The sequence below is a fragment of the Pseudomonas ficuserectae genome, assembly GCF_024584585.1.
Taxonomy (GTDB): domain Bacteria; phylum Pseudomonadota; class Gammaproteobacteria; order Pseudomonadales; family Pseudomonadaceae; genus Aquipseudomonas; species Aquipseudomonas amygdali.
In genome coordinates this window covers 5,843,764-5,866,747 of record NZ_CP085684.1, presented here as the reverse complement: position 1 = coordinate 5,866,747, position 22,984 = coordinate 5,843,764, and the positions used below count along the sequence as shown (strand labels likewise).

Below are 22,984 nucleotides of genomic sequence, written 5' to 3'. Positions count from 1 at the left end.
CAGGCCCGGTACGCAAACGACTTGCAGCGAGTTGCTCGCACAGGAGATGACGATGGCGAAGAAGGAAAGTACCCAGCACAAACTTGACCGCGTTCGCGCGCCTCGGGTCCATATCACTTACGACGTTGATATCGGCGACGCTCAGGAAAAGAAAGAGCTGCCATTCGTTGTAGGCGTTCTCGGCGATTTCTCCGGCAACCCCCTGGAGCCGCTGCCCAAGCTCAAGGATCGCAAGTTCATCTTCATCGATCGCGACAACTTCAACGGCGTCCTGAAAGGCATCAAGCCGCGCCTGGCGTATCGCGTCGACAACACCCTGGCAAAAGACGGCACCCAACTCGGTGTGGAGCTGAACTTCAATGCGCTGGAAGACTTCGAGCCGCAGAACGTCGTGCGTCAGGTCGAACCGCTGCGCAAGCTGCTGGAAGTGCGCAACAAGCTGGCTGACCTGCGTAACAAGATGGGTGGCAACGACAAGCTCGAAGAGCTGTTGATGGACGTGTTGCAGAACACTGAAAAGCTGAAAACCCTGGGCAAGGAATTCGGCCGTGAAGCCGCCGTTCCAGCCACCGACAGTAAAGAGTAAGGAGGAGCCTGACGATGACCGATAAGCAACCCGTGACTCAGCAGGACAGCGCTCTGGTTGAAGTTGAAAACTTCGCCCCGCAATCTTCCCTGCTCGACAGCATCATTTCCGAAAGCCGCGTTGCACGCTCCGAAACCGAGCGCACCCGTACCCGCGATCTGATCGGTGAGCTGGTAGCTCAGGTACTTGAAGGCGAGATGACGCCGAGCAAAGACCTGATCGCCGTGCTCGACGCGCGCATCGCCGAGATCGATTCGATGCTCTCCGAGCAGATGAACGAAATCATGCACGCCCGTGAATTCCAGCAACTGGAAGCGTCCTGGCGCGGCCTGAAATATCAGGTTGACCAGACCGAGACCAGCACCACGCTGAAGATTCACCTGCTCAATGCGTCGAAAAAAGACCTCGTGCGTGACCTCAAGGCCTCGTCCGAATTCGACCAGAGCGCACTGTTCAAGAAGATCTACGAAGAAGAGTACGGCACCTTCGGTGGTGCGCCGTTCGGCATGTTGCTGGGGGACTACGAGTTCAACCGCAGCCCGGAAGACATGTACCTGCTCGAGGAGATCTCCCACGTTGCAGCCGCCGCCCACGCGCCGTTCATTTCCGCGGCATCGGCTGAGCTGTTCGGTTGGGACTCGTTCACCGACATGGCCGGCCCTCGCGATCTGGCGAAAATCTTCGATACCGTCGAATACGCCAAATGGAAGTCGTTCCGCGCCTCTGAAGACTCCCGCTATGTCGGCCTGACCCTGCCGCACGTGCTGGGTCGCCTGCCATATGGCCCGGATACCACGCCAGTCGAAGAATTCAACTTTGTCGAAAGCGTCGACGGCCGTGACCACAACAAATACCTGTGGATGAACGCTGCCTACGCACTGGGCACTCGCGTGACCGATGCATTCTCCCGCTACGGCTGGTGTGTGGCGATCCGTGGTGTGGAAGGCGGCGGTCTGGTCGAAGGCCTGCCGACCCACACCTTCAAGACTGATGACGGCGAAATCGCGCTGAAATGCCCGACTGAAATTGCCATCACCGACCGTCGCGAAAAAGAGCTGTCGGACCTGGGGTTCATTCCTCTGGTGCACTGCAAAGGTACCGACTACGCCGCATTCTTCGGCACTCAGTCGACCCAGAAGCAGAAGCAGTACAACACCGACATTGCCAACGCCAACGCGCGTCTGTCGGCGCAACTGCAATACATCTTCGCGACCTCGCGTATCGCTCACTACATGAAAGCGATCATGCGCGACAAGATCGGCAGTTTCGCATCGCGCAAGGATGTCGAGTTGTTCCTCAACAAGTGGCTGTCCAGCTACGTGTTGCTGGATGACACCGCCAGTCAGGAAGCCAAGGCCAAGTTCCCGTTGCGCGAAGCGCGTGCCGAAGTGTTTGAAGTGCCTGGCAAGCCTGGCGTCTACAAGGCCGTGACTTACCTGCGTCCGCATTACCAACTGGATGAACTGACCGCATCGTTGCGTCTGGTCGCCGAATTGCCGCAATCGACTCGCGGCTGATCCATCACTTAGCCAGGGAGGCAACATGAGTAGTCAACACAAGCTGTTGCCTTCATTGCTGGATCGGTTGCTCGACGATCGTCCGCATCAGTCCGTGGAATCGTCATCGCAACGGTTGAGTTCGCTGGCCGATTACAAGGCCAGCATCGTTCGTGACCTGGAGATTCTGGTGAACACTCGCCAGTCTCTGGTCGCTAACGAGCTGGAGGGTTTCGCCAATCTGAGCGGCACCATCCTCGATTACGGTATGCCCGACTTCACCAGTAGAAGCGTGCTCGACCCACAGGACCGTCTTTTGATTCAGCGCCAGCTGGAAAAGGCAATTTCTGTCGGTGACCGACGTTTCCGCAGCGTGAAAGTCCAGTTGCTTGCACAACAGACCGGCCAGCGCATGCTGACTTTTCGTGTGGACGCAGTACTGCGTCTGCAGGACATTTCGCGTCAGGTTTCCTTTGACGCCGTGCTGCAGGTCAACACTCAGGAATACAAAGTGCAGAACCTCAACTGATGCTCGACGATCTGCTGCCCTATTACGAGAAGGAACTCTCGCACCTGCGCTTTCTGGGCCAGGAATTTGCCGCTCAATATCCGAAGATCGCTTCGCGATTACTGATTGAGGGCGACAACTGCGAAGACCCGCACACCGAGCGCCTTATCGAGGCGTTCTCGTTCCTGTCGGCGCGCGTACACAAGAAACTCGACGATGAGTTTCCTGAAATCGTCGAGTCGTTTCTGGAGGTGCTGTACCCGCACTACCTGCGCCCTACCCCTTCGATGTCCATCGTCGAGTTCAACATGGGCAAGCAGGAAAAGGTCACCGAATCCTATCGCGTAGCCCGGCACACCGAGCTGCATGCCACACCGATAGACGGAATAGTGTGCAAGTTTCGTACATGCTACCCGGTCGAACTGTGGCCAGTGGCAGTGCAAAGTGCTTCGTTCATTGAAATGGAGCGTTCGGCGTTCAACGGCCACAGTGCAGACCTGATTGCGCGCTTGCGCATCGGCCTGGGTGCGACCTCCCACGTCCTGTTCGGCAAGATGGAACTGGACCGACTGCGCTTTTTCCTTGATGGCGAAAGCACGCTGATGCATCAACTGTATGAGCTGCTGTTCAACAACCTGGCCAAAGCGACCCTGTCGTTCGAAGACAAAGGGCGCATTCGTGAAGTGGTACTGCCCGCCGACGCCCTGAAGTCTGTCGGTTATGGTCTGGATGAAGGGCTGGTGGATTACTCGGAGCGTTCGTTTCTGGGTTATCGACTGCTGCACGAATACTTCACCTTCCCTGACAAGTTCATGTTCTTCGACCTGTCAGGCTTTGCCCGTATTCTGGCTGGCAAAGAAATCGCCAAAGTGGAAATCAATTTCTACTTTTCCGACTACGACCTGACGGATCGTCTGGCACGCCTGACCCAGAACATCGGCCGTAACAATTTCAAGCTCAACTGCACGCCCATCATCAACCTGTTCCGCCAGCAGGCCGAGCCGATCAAGCTGACCCACGTCCAGCATGAATACGCGGTAACACCGGATGTGCGCCTGCAAAGCTCTGCCGAAGTGGTCTCTATCGATCGCGTGCGGCGGGTGAAGAAGATCAATGGCAACGATCAGGTCGGCACCTGCCATCCGTTCTTTGAACCACGCGGCGATCAAGGCCCCGGTCAGAGTTTCTGGATAGCCCGGAGACGTCCGACGCAGAGTCGACAAAGCGATGGCTCGAACATGTTCATCCGCGTCGTGGATCGGGATCTGGAATTGATTGATTCCAACAACGACACACTCAGTATCCGCCTGACGTGCAGCAACCGCGATTTACCACTGATGCTGCCTTTTGGCGGCGAGCGCGGGGACTTCAACATTCCCTCCAACTCGGTGATCAAGGACATCCGCTGCCTGCGCAAACCGACGGCGACGGTGCGCGTGCCGCTGGGCAACGGCGTGATCTGGCGGCTCATCTCGCACCTGTCGCTGAACCACATGTCGCTGGTTTCGAAGGGTCGCGAAGTGCTGTTGGAACTACTGTCGCTTTACAACTACCGCAACGTGTCGGCGATTCGCAAACAGATCAACGGGATCGTTTCGGTGAGCAGCGAGCCGGTCGTGGCACGCATCGGCCATCCGCGGCCGAACTTTGTGCGCGGCGTCGGTATTACGCTGAAGTTCGATGAAAGCCAGTACACCGGCAGCGGCGTGTTCCTGTTCGGCATGGTCCTTGACCACTTCTTTGGTCAGTACTGCTCGATGAACAGCTTTACCCAATTAACCCTTCGCACCGTGCAGCGCGAAAAGAGAGTGGTCCAATGGCCCCCGCGAACAGGCGATCAACCCCTGGTCTGATTGACCAGGCAAGGGCTGAGCCGCACCGATTCGAATTTTTTCAGTTGGTGCGTTTGCTTCGCCTGCATTACAGCAGGAATGGGCGCATGGACCTGGAAACCAGGCCGCATGAGGACCCTCTGCGCTTTCGTTCGCAGCTGTCGCTGAACTTTCCGGCCAGTGAAGTCAGCGACCTGCAGTTCGAACGCGAAGGCAAGCTCTCGGCGGCCGGTTTGCCGCTGTCCGAGGTGCAGGTCACGTTCATGGGCTTGGTCGGCCCATCAGGCGTGCTGCCGCGCCCGTACACCGAGCTGCTCATCGATAGGCATATTCAGTACCGAGACGACGCTGCGCATGCGTTTCTGGATATTTTTTCGCATCGCATGACCACGCTGTTTTACGAGGCCTGGCAGAAGTACAAGTTTTATATCGAGTACGAGCGTAACGGCACGTCGAACTTTGATCGTTATTTGCTCAACCTGGTGGGTTTCGGCCCCGAAGCGTTGAAGCAAAAGTTCGACAAGGGCGAGTCGCCATTGCGCCGCGAACTGTTTAGCTACTTCTCGGGGATGTTCGCCCAGAAGCCGCGCAACGCCCTGAACCTTGAAGTCATGCTGAGTTTTTATTTCTCGCTGCCGTTCAAGATCCAGCAGTTCGCCGGGCGCTGGCTGAAGCTCGACAGCAGCCAGTGCACGCAGTTGGGCCGCAAGAACGCCGTGCTAGGGCAGAGCGCCGTGGCTGGCAATCGCGTCTGGGATTACCAGTCGTGCGTACGTATCGAAATGGGGCCTCTGGAACTGGCTGACTACCAGCGCTTTCAGCCGGGCACCGAGGATTACCAGAAGCTTGTTGAGCTGGTGCGTTTTTACATCGGCGCCGAACTGGACTTCCAGATTGCGCCGAAGCTCAAGCGCGAAGCTGTACCCGTGGCCCGCCTGGGTCGCCAAGGCAATGTATCGCTGGGCTGGCTTGGCTGGCTCAAACGCCCCGGTGTCGACGTGGAGCTCTCCCGTTGCGCTGTTTTCCATATTCCTTTTGATGGGGTCTCCCTGTGAACCTGAAGTCCCTGTTCGCCAAGCTGAACGAAACGAGCCGCACTGCCACTGAAAGCGCTGCTGCACTGTGCCTGTCGGAGAACCACTACGACGTTGAAGTCGAGCACTTGCTGCTGCAATTGCTCGACAACAACGATAACGACCTGCCGGTGATCCTGCGCCACTACGACGTAGTGCCTGATCGCCTGCAAGCACAGCTGGTCACCGCGCTGGGGACGTTCAAGAAAGGCAACACACGGACGCCTGCGCTCTCGCCGCACATCACGCGCATGATTGAGCAGGCCTGGGTACTGGCGTCGATCGAATTCGGTCAGTCGCAGATCCGCACCGGCCACCTGATTCAGGCCTTGCTGGATGACGATGCCCTGCGCCGCGTGGTCATCGGTTCGGCACCGGAACTGGAGAAAATCAACGCTGACGACCTGCGCCTGAACATGAGCGCGCTGGTCGAAGGCAGCCCGGAGACCAAACTGAGCAAGCCTCTGGCCAACGCCGACGCAAGCACGGGCGCAACCACCAAGGGCAACGGCAAGACCCCTGCCCTGGACCAGTACACAGTCAACCTGACCCAGAGCGCCCGCGATGGTCGTATCGATCCGGTACTGGGACGCGAGTTCGAAGTGCGGCAGATGGTCGACATCCTGACCCGCCGCCGTCAGAACAACCCGATCCTGACCGGTGAAGCGGGTGTGGGTAAAACAGCCGTGGTTGAAGGTCTGGCGCTGCGCATCGTGCAGGGCGACGTGCCTTCGGTGCTCAAGGGCGTCGCCATTCACACCCTGGATCTGGGCCTGTTGCAGGCCGGTGCAGGGGTCAAAGGCGAGTTCGAAAACCGCCTCAAGTCGGTCATTGAAGAAACCAAGCGCAGCCTGCACCCGATCATTCTGTTCATCGACGAAGCCCACACTCTGATCGGCTCGGGTGGCCAGGCCGGGCAGAACGACGCAGCGAACCTGCTCAAGCCTGCCTTGGCGCGTGGCGAGCTGCGCACCATCGCCGCCACCACATGGGCAGAATACAAAAAGTATTTCGAAAAAGACGCCGCATTGGCTCGTCGTTTCCAGGTCGTGAAAGTCGAAGAGCCTGACGAAGACAAGGCCATCCACATGCTTCGTGGGCTGCTGGCGAAGATGCAGGAGCACCACAAGGTCACGGTGATGGACGAAGCGCTGGTGCAGGCCGTACGCCTGTCCAACCGCTACATCACCGGCCGCCAACTGCCGGACAAAGCCGTCAGCGTGCTCGACACCGCTTGCGCACGCGTTGCTCTGGGCCAATCGGCACAGCCGGGAGCGCTGGAAGACTGCAAGCGTCACATCGACAACCTGAACGCGGAAATCGCCGTACTGGAGCAGGAAACCGCCAAGGGCAGCGACCACGCTCGCCGTCTGACGGCCCTGCACGAGGAGCTGAAAGCCGAACAGGAGACCCGCGAGTCGCTGGAGCAACAGTGGAAGCGCGAGCTGGAACTGGTCGAAAAGCTTGGCGCACTCAGCGTTCCGGAAAGCGGCGAGCCTGATGCCGGGCAGATTGCCGCCGTACGCGCCGAACTGGCCAGCGTGCAAGGCGAGCAACCGCTAGTCCACGCACTGGTCGATGGCGGCACGATTGGCGAAGTGATTTCCGGCTGGACCGGCATTCCGCTGGGCAAGATGCTGCGCGACGAAATCGACACCGTGCAAAGCCTGCCCGCGCTGCTGGGCGAACGCGTGCTAGGTCAGGACCACGCACTCGAAGAGATCGGTAAGCGCATCAAGATTTCCCGTGCCCGCATGGAAGACCCGAACAAGCCGATCGGTGTGTTCCTGCTGCTGGGCCCGAGCGGTGTCGGCAAGACCGAAACGGCACTGGCCCTGGCTGACACGCTGTATGGCGGCGAACGTAACGTCATCACCATCAACATGTCCGAATACCAGGAAGCACACACGGTCTCCAGCCTCAAAGGCTCTCCGCCGGGCTACGTCGGTTATGGCGAAGGTGGCGTGCTGACCGAAGCCGTGCGCCGCAAGCCTTACAGCGTGGTACTGCTCGACGAGGTGGAGAAAGCCCACCCGGACGTGCTCGAGCTGTTTTTCCAGGTCTTCGACAAAGGCGTGCTGGACGATGGCGAAGGTCGCGAGATCAACTTCCGCAATACCGTGATCATTCTCACCTCCAACACCGGTACCGATCGCATCATGCAGTGGTGCCTGAACACCGAGCAGAAGCCGACCCCCGATGACATCGTGGAAGGCCTGCGCGACGAGCTGAACCAGGTGTTCAAACCGGCGTTCCTCGGTCGCTTGACCATCGTGCCGTACTACCCGGTTCAAGACGCGATTCTGGAACGCATCGTCGGCCTGAAACTGGAGCGCATCCGCAAGCGTTTCGAGCGCAATCACCAGGCGGTGCTGCGTTACGACGAAGCGCTGATCAAGGCTATCGCGTCGCGCTGCACGGAAGTCGACAGTGGCGCACGCAATATCGACAACGTCCTGTCCAAGACCCTCATGCCGGAGCTCGCTCAGCGGGTGCTGGAGCGGATGGCGCAGGACAAGCCGATTCAGAGCCTGACCATCGACCTGGGCAGCGATGGCGACTTCGCTTACACACTGACCTGATCGATCACCCCATAGGTAAGACGTGATGAATAAAAGACTTCAAGGCAATTGTTCCTCGAAGCCAGCCTTGGCAAGGTGCCTGGCTGTTCTGGCAATGATGTTGGCTCTGTCCGCCTGTGGCGTGACGGACCGTGTCGCCAAGCGCATGGATGACACCTGGGCTGGCGACATGATGTTTGGTGACAACGAAAAGGTCATCCTGACGACTGACGGCGGTAATCAGCTCAACCCCGATGAGTACGGCAAACCGCTCTCGGTGGTGGTGCGCGTTTATCAACTGGCCTCTCTGGAGCGCTTCGAGTCGATCAACGCCGACACCCTCTGGGATGATCCGCAAAAGGCTCTGGGCAACACACTGGTCGAAAGCAGAGAGCTGATTCTGTTGCCTGGCATAGGCGAGACCGATCAATGGCCGCTGAACCCGAATGCCTCGTATGTGGGCATCGCGGCGTTCTTCCGCACCGACGTCGACAGCCGCTGGAAGGTCGCGTTCGACGCCAACACGCTGCGCAAGGACGGTATCTGGTTCTCGTCCGACGGTGTGCGCGTGCTGGTGGACAACAACTACATCCTCGCCGTTCGTGGCGTGGATGTGCTGAACAGGCTCAAGACTGAAGAGCAGTTCACTAAATCCAATTCGATGCCCGAACAACCCGCCGGCAAAGGTATTACCGAGCGTGTGCAGGACGCCGCTGTCCAGCAGGTTCAGGACTCGGCCGGCAGTGCTGCGAAAAAGGCAGCGGACTCACAATTCAATTCTCTGTTGGAAGGCGCCAAATGAGTAAACAAAGCCGCGTGATGTGGTCGGAAGGCATGTTCCTTTTGCCACAACATTTCCAATATCAGGATGAGTTTCACCAGCATCAGCTTGCTGAGTCGACACTGCGTTCCACGCCTTTCCATTGGGGCGTGCAAACGCTGGAAGTCGACGTCGAGGCATTGGCCACAGGCTCGTTGCAACTGAAGCGCCTGAAGCTGGTGTTCCCTGACGGCAGCCTTTACGACGCGCCGCAGCACGACCCGCTGCCCGCCGCCCGCGACCTGAAAAATCTGATCAAGGGTGGAGAAATCAAGGTCTATGCGGCGCTCAAGCTGCCCGAGCCCTTTGGCCTGAACTACGTTGAAGATGGCCAGGAACAGAAGAGCGCCCGGCGCTTTCGCAAACAGTTCGACACCCTGCCTGACCTCAACGAAGGCGATCTGGAAAACGAGATCACCAGCCTGCGTCTGAACGTCGTGATGCTGGTCGATGGCGACACTCTGGATGGCTACAGTTATTGCCCGATTGCCCGACTGGCACGCAATAGCATCGGCGGTTTCAACCTTGACGCGCATTTTGTGCACCCTACGTTGCACGTGGGCACCCACGAGACGCTGGTTGGCCTTGGCAGACGCCTGATCAGCGTGCTGCAAGCCAAGAGCAAGGCACTTTCAGGCCGCCGCCGCGAGCGTGCCGACCAGATCGCCGAGTTCGGTTCCAGCGACGTTACGTTGTTCTGGCTGCTGAATACGGTCAACCGCGCCTACCCGCAACTGGCCCACCTGCTGGCGCACCCACGCCTGCATCCAGAGCGGCTGTATCTGTTTCTCGCGGAACTGGCGGGCGGTTTGCTGACGTTCTCGCTGGACACCCAGCTCACTGACATCCCCGATTACGATCATCAGGACCCGGCGGCCTCGCTGGTGAAGCTCGACGAACTGGTTCGTCTGCTGCTTGAGAACGTGATTCCGAACCAGTGCATCGTCATCAATCTGACCCAGGTCCGGCCTTCGTACTGGCAGGGCCAATTGCTCGACCCACGCCTTACCGAAGCGGATTTCTATATTTCAGTGCATGCCGACATGCCCGGCTCCAGCCTGCTGGAACTGGTGCCGCGTGCGTTCAAGGTCGGCTCGCCGGAAGACATCGAGGTGGTCGTCAACAGCGCCATGCCGGGCGTCACCCTGAACCACTCGACACGCCTGCCAAACGCCATTCCGGTGCGCCTGGACAACCATTACTTCTCCATCGAGCCGCATGGCCGGGTTTACGAACGCATGATGGAAGCCCAGGCCATTTCCTTCTACGCGCCCAGCGCGTTTACCAATCTCAAGCTTGAACTGTTGGCGGTGCTTAAATGACTGAAGCCGTGATGCAAGGTGCCGCTGCGGCCGCAACCGAAAAACCTACGCTCAAAGACCTGGTACGTGACTTCATCACCATGGCGCTGATTGTCCGTCGCGGCCGCCAAGCGATCTCGGTCACCGCGTTCGAAGCCAGCGTCGATACTTTCTTCGCCAACCTGGAGCGTCAGGCGCGCAGCGCCAATTACAGCGTCGAACAGGTAAAAGACGCGCAGTACGCACTGTGCGCATTCCTTGATGAGAGCGTGCTGCGTTCGGGCGACAACGATATGCGTCGCCACTTCGAAATGGAGCCGTTGCAGTTCCGTTATTTCGGGGTTCACCTGGCGGGCGAAGGCTTCTTCGAGAAAATCGAACTGCTGCGCGCCGATGTGAAAAAGAACCTGGATGTGCTTGAGGTGTACCACCTGTGCCTGGCGCTGGGTTTCGAGGGCAAATTCGGGCTGGGTCAGAAGGACCAGTTGCGCTACCTGGCCAACACGCTGGGCCAGGACATCGCACGCTACCGCAAGACGCCAAAGGCGCTGTCGCCTGACTGGGCACTGCCTGATCAGGTGTCGCAAATGCTTCGCCATGAAGTTCCGGTATGGCTTTACCTGGTGCTCATCGCCCTCGTGTGCCTGGGTGTCTATCTGACGCTTGACTGGTTGCTGGGCAAAGACGTGGCCGCATTGGCCGAACAAATCAGCCAACTGTTCAATGCTTGAGTCCCGATCAGGTAACCGAGTCAGGAAGACATGAAGACATGAAGACATTACTGCGCCTGTTAAAAAGTTTCTGGTTCCTGGTCCCGATACTGTGGCTGATCAGCCTGGCTGTCTGCTGGTTTTTCGCCCCCAGGATCAGTTGGCTGCAAGGCTATACGCTCGAAGCGATGGCGATCATCAGCGCCTTCTATTTGCTGTTGATCGTACTGCGCCAATACCGACGGATTCGTACCGAACACAACCTCGAAAATCTGGTTCAGATCGAAGTTGACCGCTCGCTGAAATCCACCGGTGAGTTCCGTGATCAGCAAGTGCTGCGCGACCGCCTCAAGCATGCCATTGCCATGCTGCGCACCGATCGCTCGGCAGGCGGTGGCGGCTCCTCGGCGCTCTACGATCTGCCCTGGTATCTGGTCATCGGCATGTCGGCGGCAGGCAAGACCTCCTTGCTGACCCGCTCCGGCCTGTCGGCCAGCATTGCCAGTAGCGCCAATGACACGGAAAGCGGCACCCAGCATTGCGACTGGTACTTCAGCCCTGAAGCAGTGATGATCGACACCGCGGGTCGCTACCTGCGTGACGATCAGTCTGCCAGCGAATTCGCTGCGTTCCTGCGTATGCTCAAAAAGCAGCGCAGCAAGGCCGCCGTCAATGGTCTGGTGCTGGTGGTCAGCCTGCCAGAGTTATTGGCTGCCTCTGCCGCCGAGCGCAACGAGATGGGTGCGCGCCTGGTCACGCGCATCGAGGAATATACCGATTGCCTGGACGCCAACCCGCCTATTTATCTGATGCTGACCAAGACCGACCAACTGCCCGGCTTCAACCAGGCTTTCGACGGTATGGACCTGCATGAGCGCCAGCAGCCGCTGGGCATGACGTTCGGTCTGACAGAGATCACCACAGAAAGCCTGCGTTCGGTGCTCGATCGCAAACTGGCGAACCTGCAAGCGCATGTCAGTCGCCACGTCGATGCACAGATGATCGCGCTGGGTGCCGACGCCAACAGCGCCCTGCTCAACTTCCCCAACTACTTTGCCGAGCTGTCGGCGATACTCGAACAGTTCCTGCAGCATTTCGCGCGCAGTAACGTCAACGGTACCCAGTTGTTGCTGCGCGGCCTGTATTTCACCAGTGCCCTGCAAACCGACAAGCAGCTGACACCGGTGTATGAAGACGAGCTTTCAGAGTCGTTCGTCTTGCGGCCAGCGACCGCACCCGATGCGCTGGAAGAGGACGAACAACGGAAAATCAGTGATCGCAGTTACTTCATCACCGATACCTTCCGCCGCGTCATATTCCCCGACCGTGACCTGACCCTGTACCAGTCACGTCATGGCCGCGACAAATCACTGGGGCCGATTGTCATCGCTCTGGCGCTGTTCGCCGGGCTGGCCTTCATCGGCTGGCAGGCCCTGTCGTTCCAGAAAAACCGCGAGTGGCTGGCCGCGATCAGCCAACAGTTGACCGAACTGGAACAGTCCCCGGACCGTGCCCAGCGCCTCGCCTCCGGCCAAGGCCTGGAATTGCTGCGCAACCAGCTGGCTGCCATCGAGAAATACCGCACCAAGGGCGTGCCTCTTCAGCTCAGTGGCGGCCTGTACCGTGGCGACGATATCTACTTCGCCACCCAGACTGCCTACCTGCAGCAACTGCGTACCCAGGCGCTGGAACCGATCACGCTGAAACTGCAATTGCAGATGCGTGAATTCAACGAGTTCGCCAAAACCATGGACCCGCAATATGGCTTCGGGGCTGCACCCGCGGGTTCGGAAACCAAAACGGGCAAGGTACGCGCTCAAGGTCAGAAACTGCTGGACCGCGGCGCGCGCAACGTCGCTGCGGGCCGTCCGACCAGCCTGAGCAGCATCCCGCGCAGCACCGGCGAGGTTGCCAATCGCCTGACCGGCGCAGCAAGAGGCACCGCCAGCCAGACGCGCAGCGAAGCGATTGCCGCGCTACGCAACCCGGCCACTGCCAACGATGCTGCCGAGCTTTCAGCCACAACAGGCGGCTTGTCGTTGTCGGAAGAGATGCTCGGGCGACTCGATGAACGGCAGGTGGCGTCCATCATCGAGTCATACAACGCCCTCAAGCTCTATCTGATTCTGACTCAGCCGACCACGCATCCGGAAACCGAGTTCGTCAACGCAGCGTTGCCGGTGGCCTGGGCGGGCATTTCCAGCGAGACCAATCCGATCAGCGACGACGTCATCGAGGACAACTCGCCGGTCTACGTACAGCTGCTCAAGAATGGTGACGCGCCGGCCATGCCACGCAATGAGCAACTGATCGACGAGACCCGCAAGAGCCTGAAGTTTTTCATGATCTCCAGCTCGCTGGTGGACCGTGAATACCTGCGCCTGCAACTGGAATCCAGCCGTCAGTTCCCGGCAATCGGCCTGAATGATCTGGTACCTATGCCGGGTCGCCAGTTGCTCTACGGTTCGGAGGCTGTACCTGCGATTTTCACCCGCCAGGGCTGGGAAGAGTTCGTGAAACCCGAGTTGATCAAGCTGGTGTCCGGCAACCTGCGTAACGAGTCGGACTGGGTTCTGGATGGCGAAGGCGGCGACAGCGTGGTGCAGAAAGCCAACTTCGTTCGTGAATTCATGGCCCGCTACAAGCGCGACTACACGCAGGTCTGGTACACCATGATCGACAGCGTCGGTGTGCGCCGCTTCAGCGACATGGCCAACGCCACGCAGCAGTTGTCATTGCTCAGCGACGTACGCAATTCGCCGGTCAAACTGCTGCTGTCTGCCGTCAACGACAACACGCAATGGGACGTGCCTGCACCTCGCGAAGCGCAACAGACCGGCGTCAAACGCGACGATGGCTTCTGGGGCAAGGTCAGCGGTATCTTCGACAACAAGGAAGCTGCAGCCAGCGTACTGATCTCGCCATTGCCTGCGGTAGATGACGGCAGTCTGGCCAAACGCTTCGAACCTGTATCAAGGGTTTTCGCAGCGCAGAATGCCGAGGGCGCTGACAGCACCATCATGGATCGCTACCTGGCAGCGCTGCGTAAACTCAAAGTGCGGATGAACAACATCCAGCGCTCGCAGGATGTCGGCAAGAGCAGCAAGCAGTTGATCAGCGAAACCCTTGAAGGGCAGCCGAGCGAAGTCACCAACGTGCGTAACTACGTTGAAACCACGGTCGATACCAGTCAGGGCGGGCTCTCCACCTCGCTGCAAAGCCTGTTCAGCCTGCCGATCCAGTTCGCCTGGGAAACGCTGCGCGATCCGGCCGGCGAACAGATCGCCAAAGCCTGGGCCAAACAGGTCGCCAAACCTTGGGAACAGGTCATGGCGCATCGTTACCCGATTGCTGCGGACAGCCGCAACGAGGCATCGGTGAAAGACCTGCAACGCTTCGTCGACCCGGAATCCGGCCTGCTACCGAACTTCAAGCGCAACGAAATCGGCAACCTGTCCGATGGCGAAGGCCTGGGTATGGGCAGCGGGTCCAAGGCTGCGCCGCTGGTCAATCCGAAAATGGTCAGCAACATTGACAAGGCCAGTTCGCTGGGCGAGGTCATCGCCAGCCTCTCGGATCGCGACAATGGTTTCGAGATCATGCTGGAGCCGTCGGCCTACTTCACTGACATTATCTTCACGCTGGATGGCCAGGAGCAGCATTACCGCAACGGCAAAACCAGCTGGAGCCGCTTCTCATGGCCGGGCACCACGACAGCACCGGGCGCACGCCTGGATGTGGTCACGCTGACCGGCGAGCGCATCACCGTGTTCGACTACACCGGGCGCTGGGGACTGCTGCGCATGAACGACAGCGCACGGGTCGCCGACCTGGACGGTATTCAGCAGCGTTTCAGCTGGAACACGGCCAAGGGGCCGGTCAGTCTGGTAGTGCGCAACTATGGTGGCGTGAAGCTGACCGACCTGGCCAACGTCAAGGCGCTGAGCGCGCTTAACGCAACAGATGGGCGGACCAAGTGAGGATGCACATGCTCGATCTGGAGGGCGGTCGATGATTGGCTGCTTCGGAAAAGTGCCCGCGAGCGCAGATTTCGTCAGCCTGCATGGCGCCAGCGACGATGTCTGCGAGTTCGATGCCTGGCTGCAAGGCGCACTCGCCGACATGCAGCAGCGCGACGACTGGCGCACGTTGTTCGACCAGTTGCCCGTGTGTTTTTTCAGCTATCGGGCACGCAGCGGCAACTGGCTGGTAGGCGGTTTGATCAGCTCGCGGGACTCGAGTGCACGGCGTTATCCGTTCTTCATCTTTCAAACGGTGAAGTCCAGCGACGCCGGTGTGTTTGTGAACCCGTTTACCCTGAGCGAGCTGTTCGCCGGGCAGATCAAACCGCTGCTGCACATGGCCGCACAGGGCGAAGGCACCTCAGTGCTGTTCGAGCGCATCAGGGCCCTGCGCCCGCTGCAAGGACAGGACTTCGAACTGTTCCGGCGTGTGCATGAGAAGTTTCTGGTGAACTTCACTCTGCGTGACATTGCGACTTCGCTGGAAAGCTCATACCCCGAGTTCATTAGCAATGCCGTGCTCACCCGGCTGCAAGCGCTGGGTCGCCCGTCGTACAGGGCACCGATAGGTATTTCGCTGCCACTGCCTGCCGAGCGAGGCTTGAAGAACCCGACAGCAGATCTGTGGGTCAATTGGCTGACACGCATTGACCCGAACAAGGCAGTGCCGCAAATCAGCATTCTGGCGGACGACTTCATGCGCCCCCGACTGTTCTGCTTCCCGTCGCGCAGCACCTCAGGCGTGTACCGCGTGGTGACGGGCGTGGGCGAGCATTCGGAGAACTATGACGTGCTGGCACCCTTTGATGCGTTCGACGAACACCACCGAGGCCATGTGTTTCCAGACATTGACCGCCCTCTTTATGACGTTATCGACCGCTTTGTCGATGTGCTGGATTTGAAGTCCGTATGAACAAGATCAAATACTACTTTTTGCGCTACCAGCCCTATGTTCTCGGGGTCTGTTTTTTTCTGTCGATCTTCATCATCTGGAGCATCGGTCGTGCCCTGGGCTTCAGTTCGATGAACAGCCTGCTGACGGGGATAGGCCTGTTCCTGCTGCTGTCGGCGGCGTATGTGCTGTTGCTGTACCGGGGCGTATCACAGCATCAGAACCTGGAGGGTCTGCTGCGTGATGACGCCGATCAGGCCGTGCTCAACGCCAGCCCGGCGGATCGCGAAGAGGTCAGCCTGCTGCGTGAGCGCTTGCTGCAAAGCATCGAACGGTTGCAGAGCAACAAGCCGAACGGCAGCAACGCCAAGGACGCGCTTTACGCCCTGCCCTGGTATCTGGTGGTGGGTCAGCCCGCAGCGGGCAAAAGCACCATGCTGTATCAGTCGGGCCTCAACTTCCCCTACGCCGAGCGCGAAGGCGCACGCGTCGCCGGGCTAGGCGGCACGCGCAATTGCGACTGGTTCTTCAGCTCGGAAGCCGTGCTGCTGGATACCGCTGGCCGCTACATGAATGATCAGCAGGAAGCCGGCAAATGGCGCGCCTTTCTGCAATTACTGCGTCAGCACCGCCAGCGCAGACCGCTAAACGGCCTGATTGTCACGGTCAGCATTCATGACATCCTGCAATCCTCGGTGGAGGATCAGGAGCGCATCGCCAAACGTCTGCGCGAGCGAATCCAGGAAACCCACGCGCTGCTGGAAGTGCGTCTGCCGGTGTATCTGGTGTTCACCAAGTGTGACCTGGTACCGGGCTTTGTCCCCTTCTACCGCCAGCTGGATGATGTGGCGCGTGGCGAAGTGATGGGCAAGACCTTCCCGCACAAGGGCTTCGAGCAAGCTGACTGGGGCCAGCGCTTCGGTGTGGCGATGGACGAGCTGATCAATTACTGGAAAGAGATCGCCAACCAACAGCTGGTGCTTCAGGACATCCAGATCACGCGTCAGGACACCGCGGTGTATCGCTTCCCGCTGGAACTGGAAGCCTTGAAACCGCGCCTGCTGATGTTCGTCGATGCCCTGCTGCGCGCCAACCCGTATCAAAGTGCCGAGATGCTGCGCGGTTTCTACTTCACCAGCGCACTGGACGCCGACCAGCCCGAAATGGGCGGACACACCCGTCAGGTGACCGAGCGCTTCCAGCTGGAAAGCGAGCAGGACCTGGTCGACGGCAATGCGCAGCCGCATCCGCTGTTCATCAACAGCCTGTTCCGCAAGGTGATCATTCCCGATCAGCATCTGGTGGCGCTGTACACCACCAACCATCGCGAGCGTCGCCGCAAGGCTGCGTGGATTGGCGGTGCCAGTCTTGTTGCCCTGTTGATCTGCAGCCTGTGGGGCTGGTCGTACTGGAACAACAAGGACAACATCCAGTCCATTTCCACCGAACTCGCCCAGGCTGCAGCCGATGACAGCAAAGCCACCGGTCAGTACACCGAGTGGCAAACGCTGGATCGCATGCGCTTTTGGACTTCGCTTTACTACGATCGTCATCACGACGAAGGCGTACCGCTGCGCTTGCGCCTGGGTCTTTACCGGGGCTATGACGTCGAGCCGTTGCTGCGCACGCGCTACTTCAACCGTCTGGAAACGGTGATGCTCAAGCCGACCGCAGACAACCTGACGCGCTCGCTTTACCTGCTGACCACCATCAAGGTCTACCAGCGCAATGCCAAGGACCTGATGCCGGTCACCGGCGTCGACAGCGTCGAACCCAAGGCACTGCCGCCGGATAACCGTGCGCAGTCCATCGCGGCCTTCGGCAAGGCGACGCTGGATACTTACGTCATGTTGTCGCGAGCGCAGCGCGAGAAGGCTGACCCGGCCTTCCTGAAAGCGAAGATGCCTGATTACTGGTACCCGGCCATCGCGCGCCAGACCGGCAAGACCATCACTGCGAACGCCGAGGCAGGCTCCAATCAGGATTACGAGTACGCCAGCCGCCAGATCAACTTCTACAGCGATCAGATTCACGAACTGGACGTGCCGAGAATTCTCGACAACGCATTCCTGACATCCAGTTCGCGTAATTACATCAACAGCCTGTTGACGCAGTCGTTGAAGGCTATCGAAACCATCACGCTGGAATCGGACACCCTGTTTGCCTTTGGTCGTGCCGACTTCCAGAGCCTGAAAACCGAAGGTCAAAACCAGTTGAGTGCGATCGCCGGCAAGCTGTTGAGCACACCGAACATCGGCAAGATCGTGATTGCAGGTCACGCCGACCAGCTGGGCGACCCGCAAAGCAACATGCAGGTGTCCAGGCAGCGTGCGCAGACCATCAAGACTTACTTGGTCGGCAAGGGCGTGCCCGCCGAGCTGGTGGACGCGGTCGGCGAAGGCAGCGAGAAACCCTTGGTCAAATGCGATATGCAGCAGCCGAGGGCTCAGTTGATTCAGTGCCTTGAGCCGAATCGACGCGTAGAGATCGAAGTGCGCGCGCTCAATTGATCGCGCAGTGCAAGCAAACCGAAGCCCGGGTTGTCCACATGAGACCAGGGCCGTGGCAAGAGAACCTTTCTTGATCGTTTCAAGAAGGTTAATCAAAAGGGTCGTGTTCTGTCTTTAGACACCACAACCTTAAATGAAGAAAGGAGACGCAGAAAATGGCATTTGACGCATACATCCAAATCGACGGCATCCCGGGCGAGGTTCTGGACGACAAGCACAAAGACTGGATCGAAGTGCTCGGCTACGAGTTCGGCGCTACCCAGGCCACCTCCGCCACCGCCAGCTCGTCGGGCGGTGCTTCGTCCGAGCGCGTTGCACTGAGCGACTTCAGCATCCGCAAATCTGTGGACAAGGCTTCTGCCAAGCTGTTCGAAGCGTGCTGCAAAGGCACTCACATCGCCAAGATCCAGCTGAACGTCAACCGTGCTGGCGGCGACAAGCTGACCTACCTGACCATCAACCTGGAAGAAGTCGTTGTGTCTTCCGTGAAGGCTGTAGCAGGCGGCAACCAGAAAGGCGAAGACAACGCCGTCAGCGATCTGCCGATTGAAGAAATCAGCTTCAACTTTGCTCGCATCAAGACTACCTACACCCAACAGAGCCGTTCCGATGGCCAGGGTGGAGGTAACGTCACTGGCGGCTGGGACCGCACTGCGAACAAAGTATTCGCATAAGTCTGTGACACCTCGGGTCGCGCAAGCGGCCCGTCTTCAGCACCGTGTCTGCCCAGGCACGGTGTTCTTTTATCCTCTGATCAGAGTTGACTATGTCTGAATTTCTCAACGACCTTTCGCTTGCCGATCTGACGGCGCCCATCAACGGGGGCAGCGGCGAAGACCTGAGCTTTTCCACCCTGTTCGATCAGGTCAAGGAAGCTCGTCGAGCAGACCCCGATTACCTCACCCAAGGTGACTGGCAAACCGATCTGAAGTCCTCGGACTGGGATCAGACCATCACGTTGGCCGCACAGGGCCTTGCTGAACAAAGCAAGGACCTGATGCTCGTCGCCTGGCTCAGTGAAGCCCTGGCGCACAAATACCACTTTGTCGGCATTACCTTCGGCCTGACCGTGGCCGAGCGGATCCTGCAAAATTTCTGGGACGATCTGTACCCGTCGCTGGAAGACGGCGTAGAAGAACGCGCCGCCCGCCTGGCCTGGCTGAAAACCACGCTGACCGAAGTCGTTGGCGGGCTGCCGATCACCCAGGGGCAGAACTTTGGCCTGTTGCGCTACGACGAATCGCGCCACGTGGAAAACCTCGCCCTGCAAAACCCCAAGGCCATGCAGGCTGCTGTTGACGAAGGCAAGATCAACGCCGAAATCTTCCAGCGCTCCGTGGTGCTGACCGACTCGGACCACCTGCGCCTCAAGGCCAGCGAAATCGCTGCCAGCCTGTACGCCTGCCAGCAGCTCCAGGCCACTGCCGACACCCTGTTCGGCCGCGACGCGCCCAGCCTCGTCACCCTGAGCGACATCCTGCAACGCGCCGGGCAACTGACCGAAAAGCTGCTCAAGGACCGAGGAATAGAACTGAGCCCTGCCCCGGCAGCCGCCGCTCAGACCGCACCCGAAATCGCCATCGACCAACCCGCAGGTGCCGCGATGACCCAGACCACCCAGGACAGCGCATCCGCACCACTGCGCACCACCCCGGCCACTCGCGACGAAGCCTTCACCATGCTCGCCGGCATTGCACAGTTCTTCAAAAACACCGAGCCGCAAAGCCCCGTCCCGTACCTCATCGAACGCGCCATCAAGTGGGGCAACATGCCGCTGGAAGGCTGGCTGAACGACGTCATCAAAGACAGCAACGTCGTGGACAGCATTCGCGATGTGCTGGGTACGAAAGAGCCTAAGCAGTAAGGGCGATCTGGTGGATCGGTCTGTATGAAGGTGCGTACAGACCGCCGGGAAATGCACCACAGGATGAGTCCGTCTGTATGACTGACGTGCTCTCGATTTACCCGTATTTTGCGTCTTACCCGGTGCAGCAAAAGGGAAAGACCATTCACATGACTCACACACATCAGGGATTAGAGAATGAGCACGTCAGACCCGGTAAAAGCATCAGGCCACTACAGCGACAAATGGAAAGAACGCTTCGCCTTTTTTGCAGCGCATGGCGGCCCGAACGCACCAGGGTTCAGACCCGCGCTCAAGCAACTGCCCTTTCTGAAAAAAGTGAAAATCAACTTCAATTTCTTCGCGTTCTTTTTTGGGCCGGTTTACCTGTTCATCCTGGGGCTGTGGAAGAAGAACCTGTGCTTTATCGCAATGATCGTGGTGGTCTCTATCGCGCTGGACATGGTGATGGACATGTTTGAGTTCCGCTATGCCAAGGAGGCGAGTTCTGCGCTGGGGTTTGCGTTTAATTCGCTGTATGGCCAGTTGACCAATAACGCGTATTACCTGAAGGAAGTGAGAGGCGAGCAGGGCTGGAATCCGTTTGAGGGGTTGCGTTGGTGAGGCGCGAAGCGCGTCAGCTGAAGGGTAACGCCGAGTGTGCTGGTTTCTCATCTGCAGGCTTCCGTGGTGGCTTTATGGATGTTCCAGCGCAAGCCGTCGCGAAAATAGAGTCCCGTATCTATGAGCTCGCAAAAAATGCATAGGAAAATGACATGTATAAAAATCCAGCGATCATAATCGAGATTCTAGCGCTAGTTTCATTAGCCTTTTTTACTGCTTATGCACCTGTCAAAACGCTGTTTTTATTAGCCACAGGTAAGAATCCTCTCGATAACGTCGCTCGCGTCTCTTACGTAGCGTCTGCCTGCTTATCGTTTGGCGGAGGTGTCTACGCATTACTGTTTGCCATGGTTCTAAATTCCGATGACTCCAAGTATGTGGGCGCATTCCCTTGGATAGCGAGCTACCTGTTTCTCCAGGCCTTGGTAATGGCGATTTTGATCCGTTTAACAAGAGCCACTTCTAAAATGGACAAATACATATGACCGCTCAGCTTTTGCTAGTCCACTCTTGACTTAGCTGTATCGCACTCACTCAACACGGCATGAAGCCATCACTTACAGGGAAGCCAGTATGCGACCAATCATCGTGATCAACGACCCCACCTCTGACGCAGGTCAGGTCCTCGAGGGATCGCCAAGCACGTTCATTAACGGTTTGGCCGTGGCAAGGGTCGGGGACCGAGTGTCTTGCCCACATGGTATCGGGACCATCGTTAGCGGAGACGAAACCCTGCTGGTGGACGGGCGCCCTGTGGCCCGGGATGGCGATTTCATTTCCTGCGGTGCGCGGCTGATGGCAACGCAGCAGGACACCGTGGACCTCTAAGGAACAGAGATGAACACAACACTCAGCATCAACGCGCCGGGAGCTTGACCATGACCACACCTTCAATCACCACTCCGGTCGCTACCAGCAAAAATATGTCGTGCAATATCAACCTCCCGTGGTTTGTACAGGGCACCGAGTATTGCCCGACAGAGGCTACGTTTGAGCCGCTGGTCAATGGAGAGCGCGCATTCGGCGCGGTGTACGACGCGATCATGGCTGCCAAACAGAGTGTTGAGATCATCTGCTGGGGGTTTCAGCCCTCAATGTATTTCAAACGTGGCGATAGCTGCTCGTTATGTATTGGTGAGCTTCTGGCACTGAAAGCCCAGGAGGGGGTTCAGGTCAAAGTCCTCTGCTGGTATGACTCGACCCATATGGCCCAAGCTATGGAGAACCCCACACCCGGCGATAACGTCAGCAACTGGGCATCCGGCCTTGATGATTTTTTCCACGCTACCTCTATTTCAAAAGAGTTAGGCTTTGATCGCGTGAACAAAAAGCTTGAAGAATTGCGCGCTAAAGGCGAACAGAATCGCAACAAAGACCAAATCGAGATCGACAAGTTGTGGTACCGCCACGTTCGCCTCGCCTACACAGGCGCTGAAACCGGTCCTATCGAATTAGGTCAACGCTTTTTTCGCGTGATGGGATGGGCCGATGAAGAATCTATCAAAGACACGACTTTACAGTTCGTCACACGCGACTTCTCTGTCACTGACCGGGTGGAAATTGCATGGCGATTAGCGATGGAAGCACTTGATCAAGATCGCAGTAAAACAAATAAAGTAATGAGCACCACGGCTATGTTTCTCGCACCGACTCACCACCAAAAAATGGTGCTGGTAGATTACGAGAAGCCCGAGCTCGCGGTTGGCTTCGTGATGGGGCACAACACACTGGATGCTTACTGGGACAAGGACGACCATGCCTATGAGCGAATGGCCGCGCAGAAAGGCCGAAACGGGGCGACACCTCGACAGGATATTTCGAGCCGTGTCACCGGTCCCATTCTTGAATATCTGAATCAGAATTTTTGTGAGGCTTGGGAGAAGGAAACCCATATCAATTTACTTCCCGCTCGCAAGCACATTGTTGATCAGCTAAAGGCTCGCCAAGCCTATGGCACGCCACTCATGGCGCAGATCCTGAGAACTCGCAGCCAAAGCAACGTGAGGGATATTGAAAAGCTTTACCTGAAGGCGGTAAACAATACGACCCAGTTTATCTACATTGAGAATCAATATTTCCGCTGGCCGCCGCTCGCGGAGAAGATCAAAAGCGTTGTCCAGAACCTTCTGGATGGTGGTCGTGATCTGGAAGTAGACGGTCCCGTATACCTATTCGTTGTTACGAACTCGTCTAAGGAAACTCTGAA

The 22,984-nt window shown here is 58.2% G+C and carries 17 protein-coding genes and 1 pseudogene; all 18 read left to right on the top strand.

All coding sequences use genetic code 11. The annotated features are described in order from the left end of the window. Nucleotides 1-52: 52 nt before the first annotated feature. Complete coding sequence (tssB, locus tag LJU29_RS26375; RefSeq protein WP_003318241.1) at nucleotides 53-586, top strand: type VI secretion system contractile sheath small subunit; 534 nt, start codon at nucleotides 53-55, stop codon at nucleotides 584-586. Nucleotides 587-600: 14 nt separating this feature from the next. Further along, nucleotides 601-2,103 carry a type VI secretion system contractile sheath large subunit gene (tssC, locus tag LJU29_RS26370; protein ID WP_003343625.1) on the top strand — a complete coding sequence of 501 codons (1,503 nt, stop codon included), beginning with the start codon at nucleotides 601-603 and terminating at the stop codon, nucleotides 2,101-2,103. A gap of 25 nt (nucleotides 2,104-2,128) precedes the next feature. Continuing rightward, on the top strand, nucleotides 2,129-2,611 hold the full coding sequence (gene tssE, locus LJU29_RS26365) for a type VI secretion system baseplate subunit TssE (RefSeq protein ID WP_003420335.1): 483 nt from the start codon (nucleotides 2,129-2,131) through the stop codon (nucleotides 2,609-2,611). Beyond that, nucleotides 2,611-4,443 (top strand): type VI secretion system baseplate subunit TssF, encoded by a 1,833-nt coding sequence (gene tssF / locus LJU29_RS26360; protein WP_057422458.1) that lies wholly within the window; start codon nucleotides 2,611-2,613, stop codon nucleotides 4,441-4,443. Before tssE ends, tssF begins: the two co-directional genes overlap by 1 nt. Then, nucleotides 4,407-5,477 carry a type VI secretion system baseplate subunit TssG gene (gene tssG / locus LJU29_RS26355; RefSeq protein ID WP_257111413.1) on the top strand — a complete coding sequence of 357 codons (1,071 nt, stop codon included), beginning with the start codon at nucleotides 4,407-4,409 and terminating at the stop codon, nucleotides 5,475-5,477. The genes tssF and tssG overlap by 37 nt, the downstream gene beginning before the upstream one ends. Then, nucleotides 5,474-8,077: a type VI secretion system ATPase TssH gene (tssH, locus tag LJU29_RS26350; RefSeq protein WP_257111412.1), complete on the top strand. Its 2,604-nt coding sequence runs from the start codon at nucleotides 5,474-5,476 to the stop codon at nucleotides 8,075-8,077. The genes tssG and tssH overlap by 4 nt, the downstream gene beginning before the upstream one ends. Before the next feature lie 25 nt (nucleotides 8,078-8,102). Next, complete coding sequence (gene tssJ / locus LJU29_RS26345) at nucleotides 8,103-8,858, top strand: type VI secretion system lipoprotein TssJ (protein ID WP_122270795.1); 756 nt, start codon at nucleotides 8,103-8,105, stop codon at nucleotides 8,856-8,858. Then, nucleotides 8,855-10,198: a type VI secretion system baseplate subunit TssK gene (gene tssK, locus LJU29_RS26340; RefSeq protein ID WP_005759700.1), complete on the top strand. Its 1,344-nt coding sequence runs from the start codon at nucleotides 8,855-8,857 to the stop codon at nucleotides 10,196-10,198. Before tssJ ends, tssK begins: the two co-directional genes overlap by 4 nt. Further along, nucleotides 10,195-10,908, top strand: a complete 714-nt coding sequence (icmH, locus tag LJU29_RS26335; RefSeq protein ID WP_002551418.1) for a type IVB secretion system protein IcmH/DotU — start codon at nucleotides 10,195-10,197, stop codon at nucleotides 10,906-10,908. Before tssK ends, icmH begins: the two co-directional genes overlap by 4 nt. A gap of 38 nt (nucleotides 10,909-10,946) precedes the next feature. Further along, complete coding sequence (locus LJU29_RS26330; protein WP_257111411.1) at nucleotides 10,947-14,867, top strand: type VI secretion protein IcmF/TssM N-terminal domain-containing protein; 3,921 nt, start codon at nucleotides 10,947-10,949, stop codon at nucleotides 14,865-14,867. A 31-nt stretch (nucleotides 14,868-14,898) separates the two neighbouring features. After that, nucleotides 14,899-15,822: a type VI secretion system-associated protein TagF gene (tagF, locus tag LJU29_RS26325; RefSeq protein WP_005759706.1), complete on the top strand. Its 924-nt coding sequence runs from the start codon at nucleotides 14,899-14,901 to the stop codon at nucleotides 15,820-15,822. Continuing rightward, on the top strand, nucleotides 15,819-18,311 hold the full coding sequence (gene tssM, locus LJU29_RS26320; protein WP_057401784.1) for a type VI secretion system membrane subunit TssM: 2,493 nt from the start codon (nucleotides 15,819-15,821) through the stop codon (nucleotides 18,309-18,311). Before tagF ends, tssM begins: the two co-directional genes overlap by 4 nt. Before the next feature lie 155 nt (nucleotides 18,312-18,466). Next, the gene (locus tag LJU29_RS26315) at nucleotides 18,467-18,985 is read left to right on the top strand and encodes an Hcp family type VI secretion system effector (protein WP_002551414.1); all 519 of its coding nucleotides are present in this window, start codon (nucleotides 18,467-18,469) and stop codon (nucleotides 18,983-18,985) included. Between the two features lie 92 nt (nucleotides 18,986-19,077). Further along, nucleotides 19,078-20,175, top strand: coding sequence for a type VI secretion system protein TssA (gene tssA, locus LJU29_RS26310; RefSeq protein ID WP_002551413.1), 1,098 nt, complete (start codon nucleotides 19,078-19,080; stop codon nucleotides 20,173-20,175). A 177-nt stretch (nucleotides 20,176-20,352) separates the two neighbouring features. Then, the gene (locus tag LJU29_RS26305) at nucleotides 20,353-20,778 is read left to right on the top strand and encodes a DUF2628 domain-containing protein (RefSeq protein WP_257111410.1); all 426 of its coding nucleotides are present in this window, start codon (nucleotides 20,353-20,355) and stop codon (nucleotides 20,776-20,778) included. 152 nt (nucleotides 20,779-20,930) lie between these two features. Continuing rightward, nucleotides 20,931-21,263 carry a hypothetical protein gene (locus LJU29_RS26300; protein WP_257111409.1) on the top strand — a complete coding sequence of 111 codons (333 nt, stop codon included), beginning with the start codon at nucleotides 20,931-20,933 and terminating at the stop codon, nucleotides 21,261-21,263. An 88-nt stretch (nucleotides 21,264-21,351) separates the two neighbouring features. Then, entirely contained in the window at nucleotides 21,352-21,606 is a 255-nt protein-coding gene (locus LJU29_RS26295) for a PAAR domain-containing protein (protein WP_257111408.1), read from the top strand. 50 nt (nucleotides 21,607-21,656) lie between these two features. Beyond that, nucleotides 21,657-22,976: pseudogene (locus tag LJU29_RS26290) on the top strand (phospholipase D-like domain-containing protein); the annotation flags it as partial. Nucleotides 22,977-22,984 lie beyond the last annotated feature (8 nt).

Coding starts and splice junctions, on each gene's coding strand:
- tssC (WP_003343625.1), top strand. CDS start 601: ATGACCGATAAGCAACCCGTGACTCAGCAGGACAGCGCTCTGGTTGAA.
- tssB (WP_003318241.1), top strand. CDS start 53: ATGGCGAAGAAGGAAAGTACCCAGCACAAACTTGACCGCGTTCGCGCG.
- tssJ (WP_122270795.1), top strand. CDS start 8,103: ATGAATAAAAGACTTCAAGGCAATTGTTCCTCGAAGCCAGCCTTGGCA.
- LJU29_RS26295 (WP_257111408.1), top strand. CDS start 21,352: ATGCGACCAATCATCGTGATCAACGACCCCACCTCTGACGCAGGTCAG.
- tssA (WP_002551413.1), top strand. CDS start 19,078: ATGTCTGAATTTCTCAACGACCTTTCGCTTGCCGATCTGACGGCGCCC.
- icmH (WP_002551418.1), top strand. CDS start 10,195: ATGACTGAAGCCGTGATGCAAGGTGCCGCTGCGGCCGCAACCGAAAAA.
- LJU29_RS26315 (WP_002551414.1), top strand. CDS start 18,467: ATGGCATTTGACGCATACATCCAAATCGACGGCATCCCGGGCGAGGTT.
- tssM (WP_057401784.1), top strand. CDS start 15,819: ATGAACAAGATCAAATACTACTTTTTGCGCTACCAGCCCTATGTTCTC.
- tssK (WP_005759700.1), top strand. CDS start 8,855: ATGAGTAAACAAAGCCGCGTGATGTGGTCGGAAGGCATGTTCCTTTTG.
- LJU29_RS26300 (WP_257111409.1), top strand. CDS start 20,931: ATGTATAAAAATCCAGCGATCATAATCGAGATTCTAGCGCTAGTTTCA.
- tssG (WP_257111413.1), top strand. CDS start 4,407: ATGGCCCCCGCGAACAGGCGATCAACCCCTGGTCTGATTGACCAGGCA.
- tagF (WP_005759706.1), top strand. CDS start 14,899: ATGATTGGCTGCTTCGGAAAAGTGCCCGCGAGCGCAGATTTCGTCAGC.
- LJU29_RS26330 (WP_257111411.1), top strand. CDS start 10,947: ATGAAGACATTACTGCGCCTGTTAAAAAGTTTCTGGTTCCTGGTCCCG.
- LJU29_RS26305 (WP_257111410.1), top strand. CDS start 20,353: ATGAGCACGTCAGACCCGGTAAAAGCATCAGGCCACTACAGCGACAAA.
- tssE (WP_003420335.1), top strand. CDS start 2,129: ATGAGTAGTCAACACAAGCTGTTGCCTTCATTGCTGGATCGGTTGCTC.
- tssF (WP_057422458.1), top strand. CDS start 2,611: ATGCTCGACGATCTGCTGCCCTATTACGAGAAGGAACTCTCGCACCTG.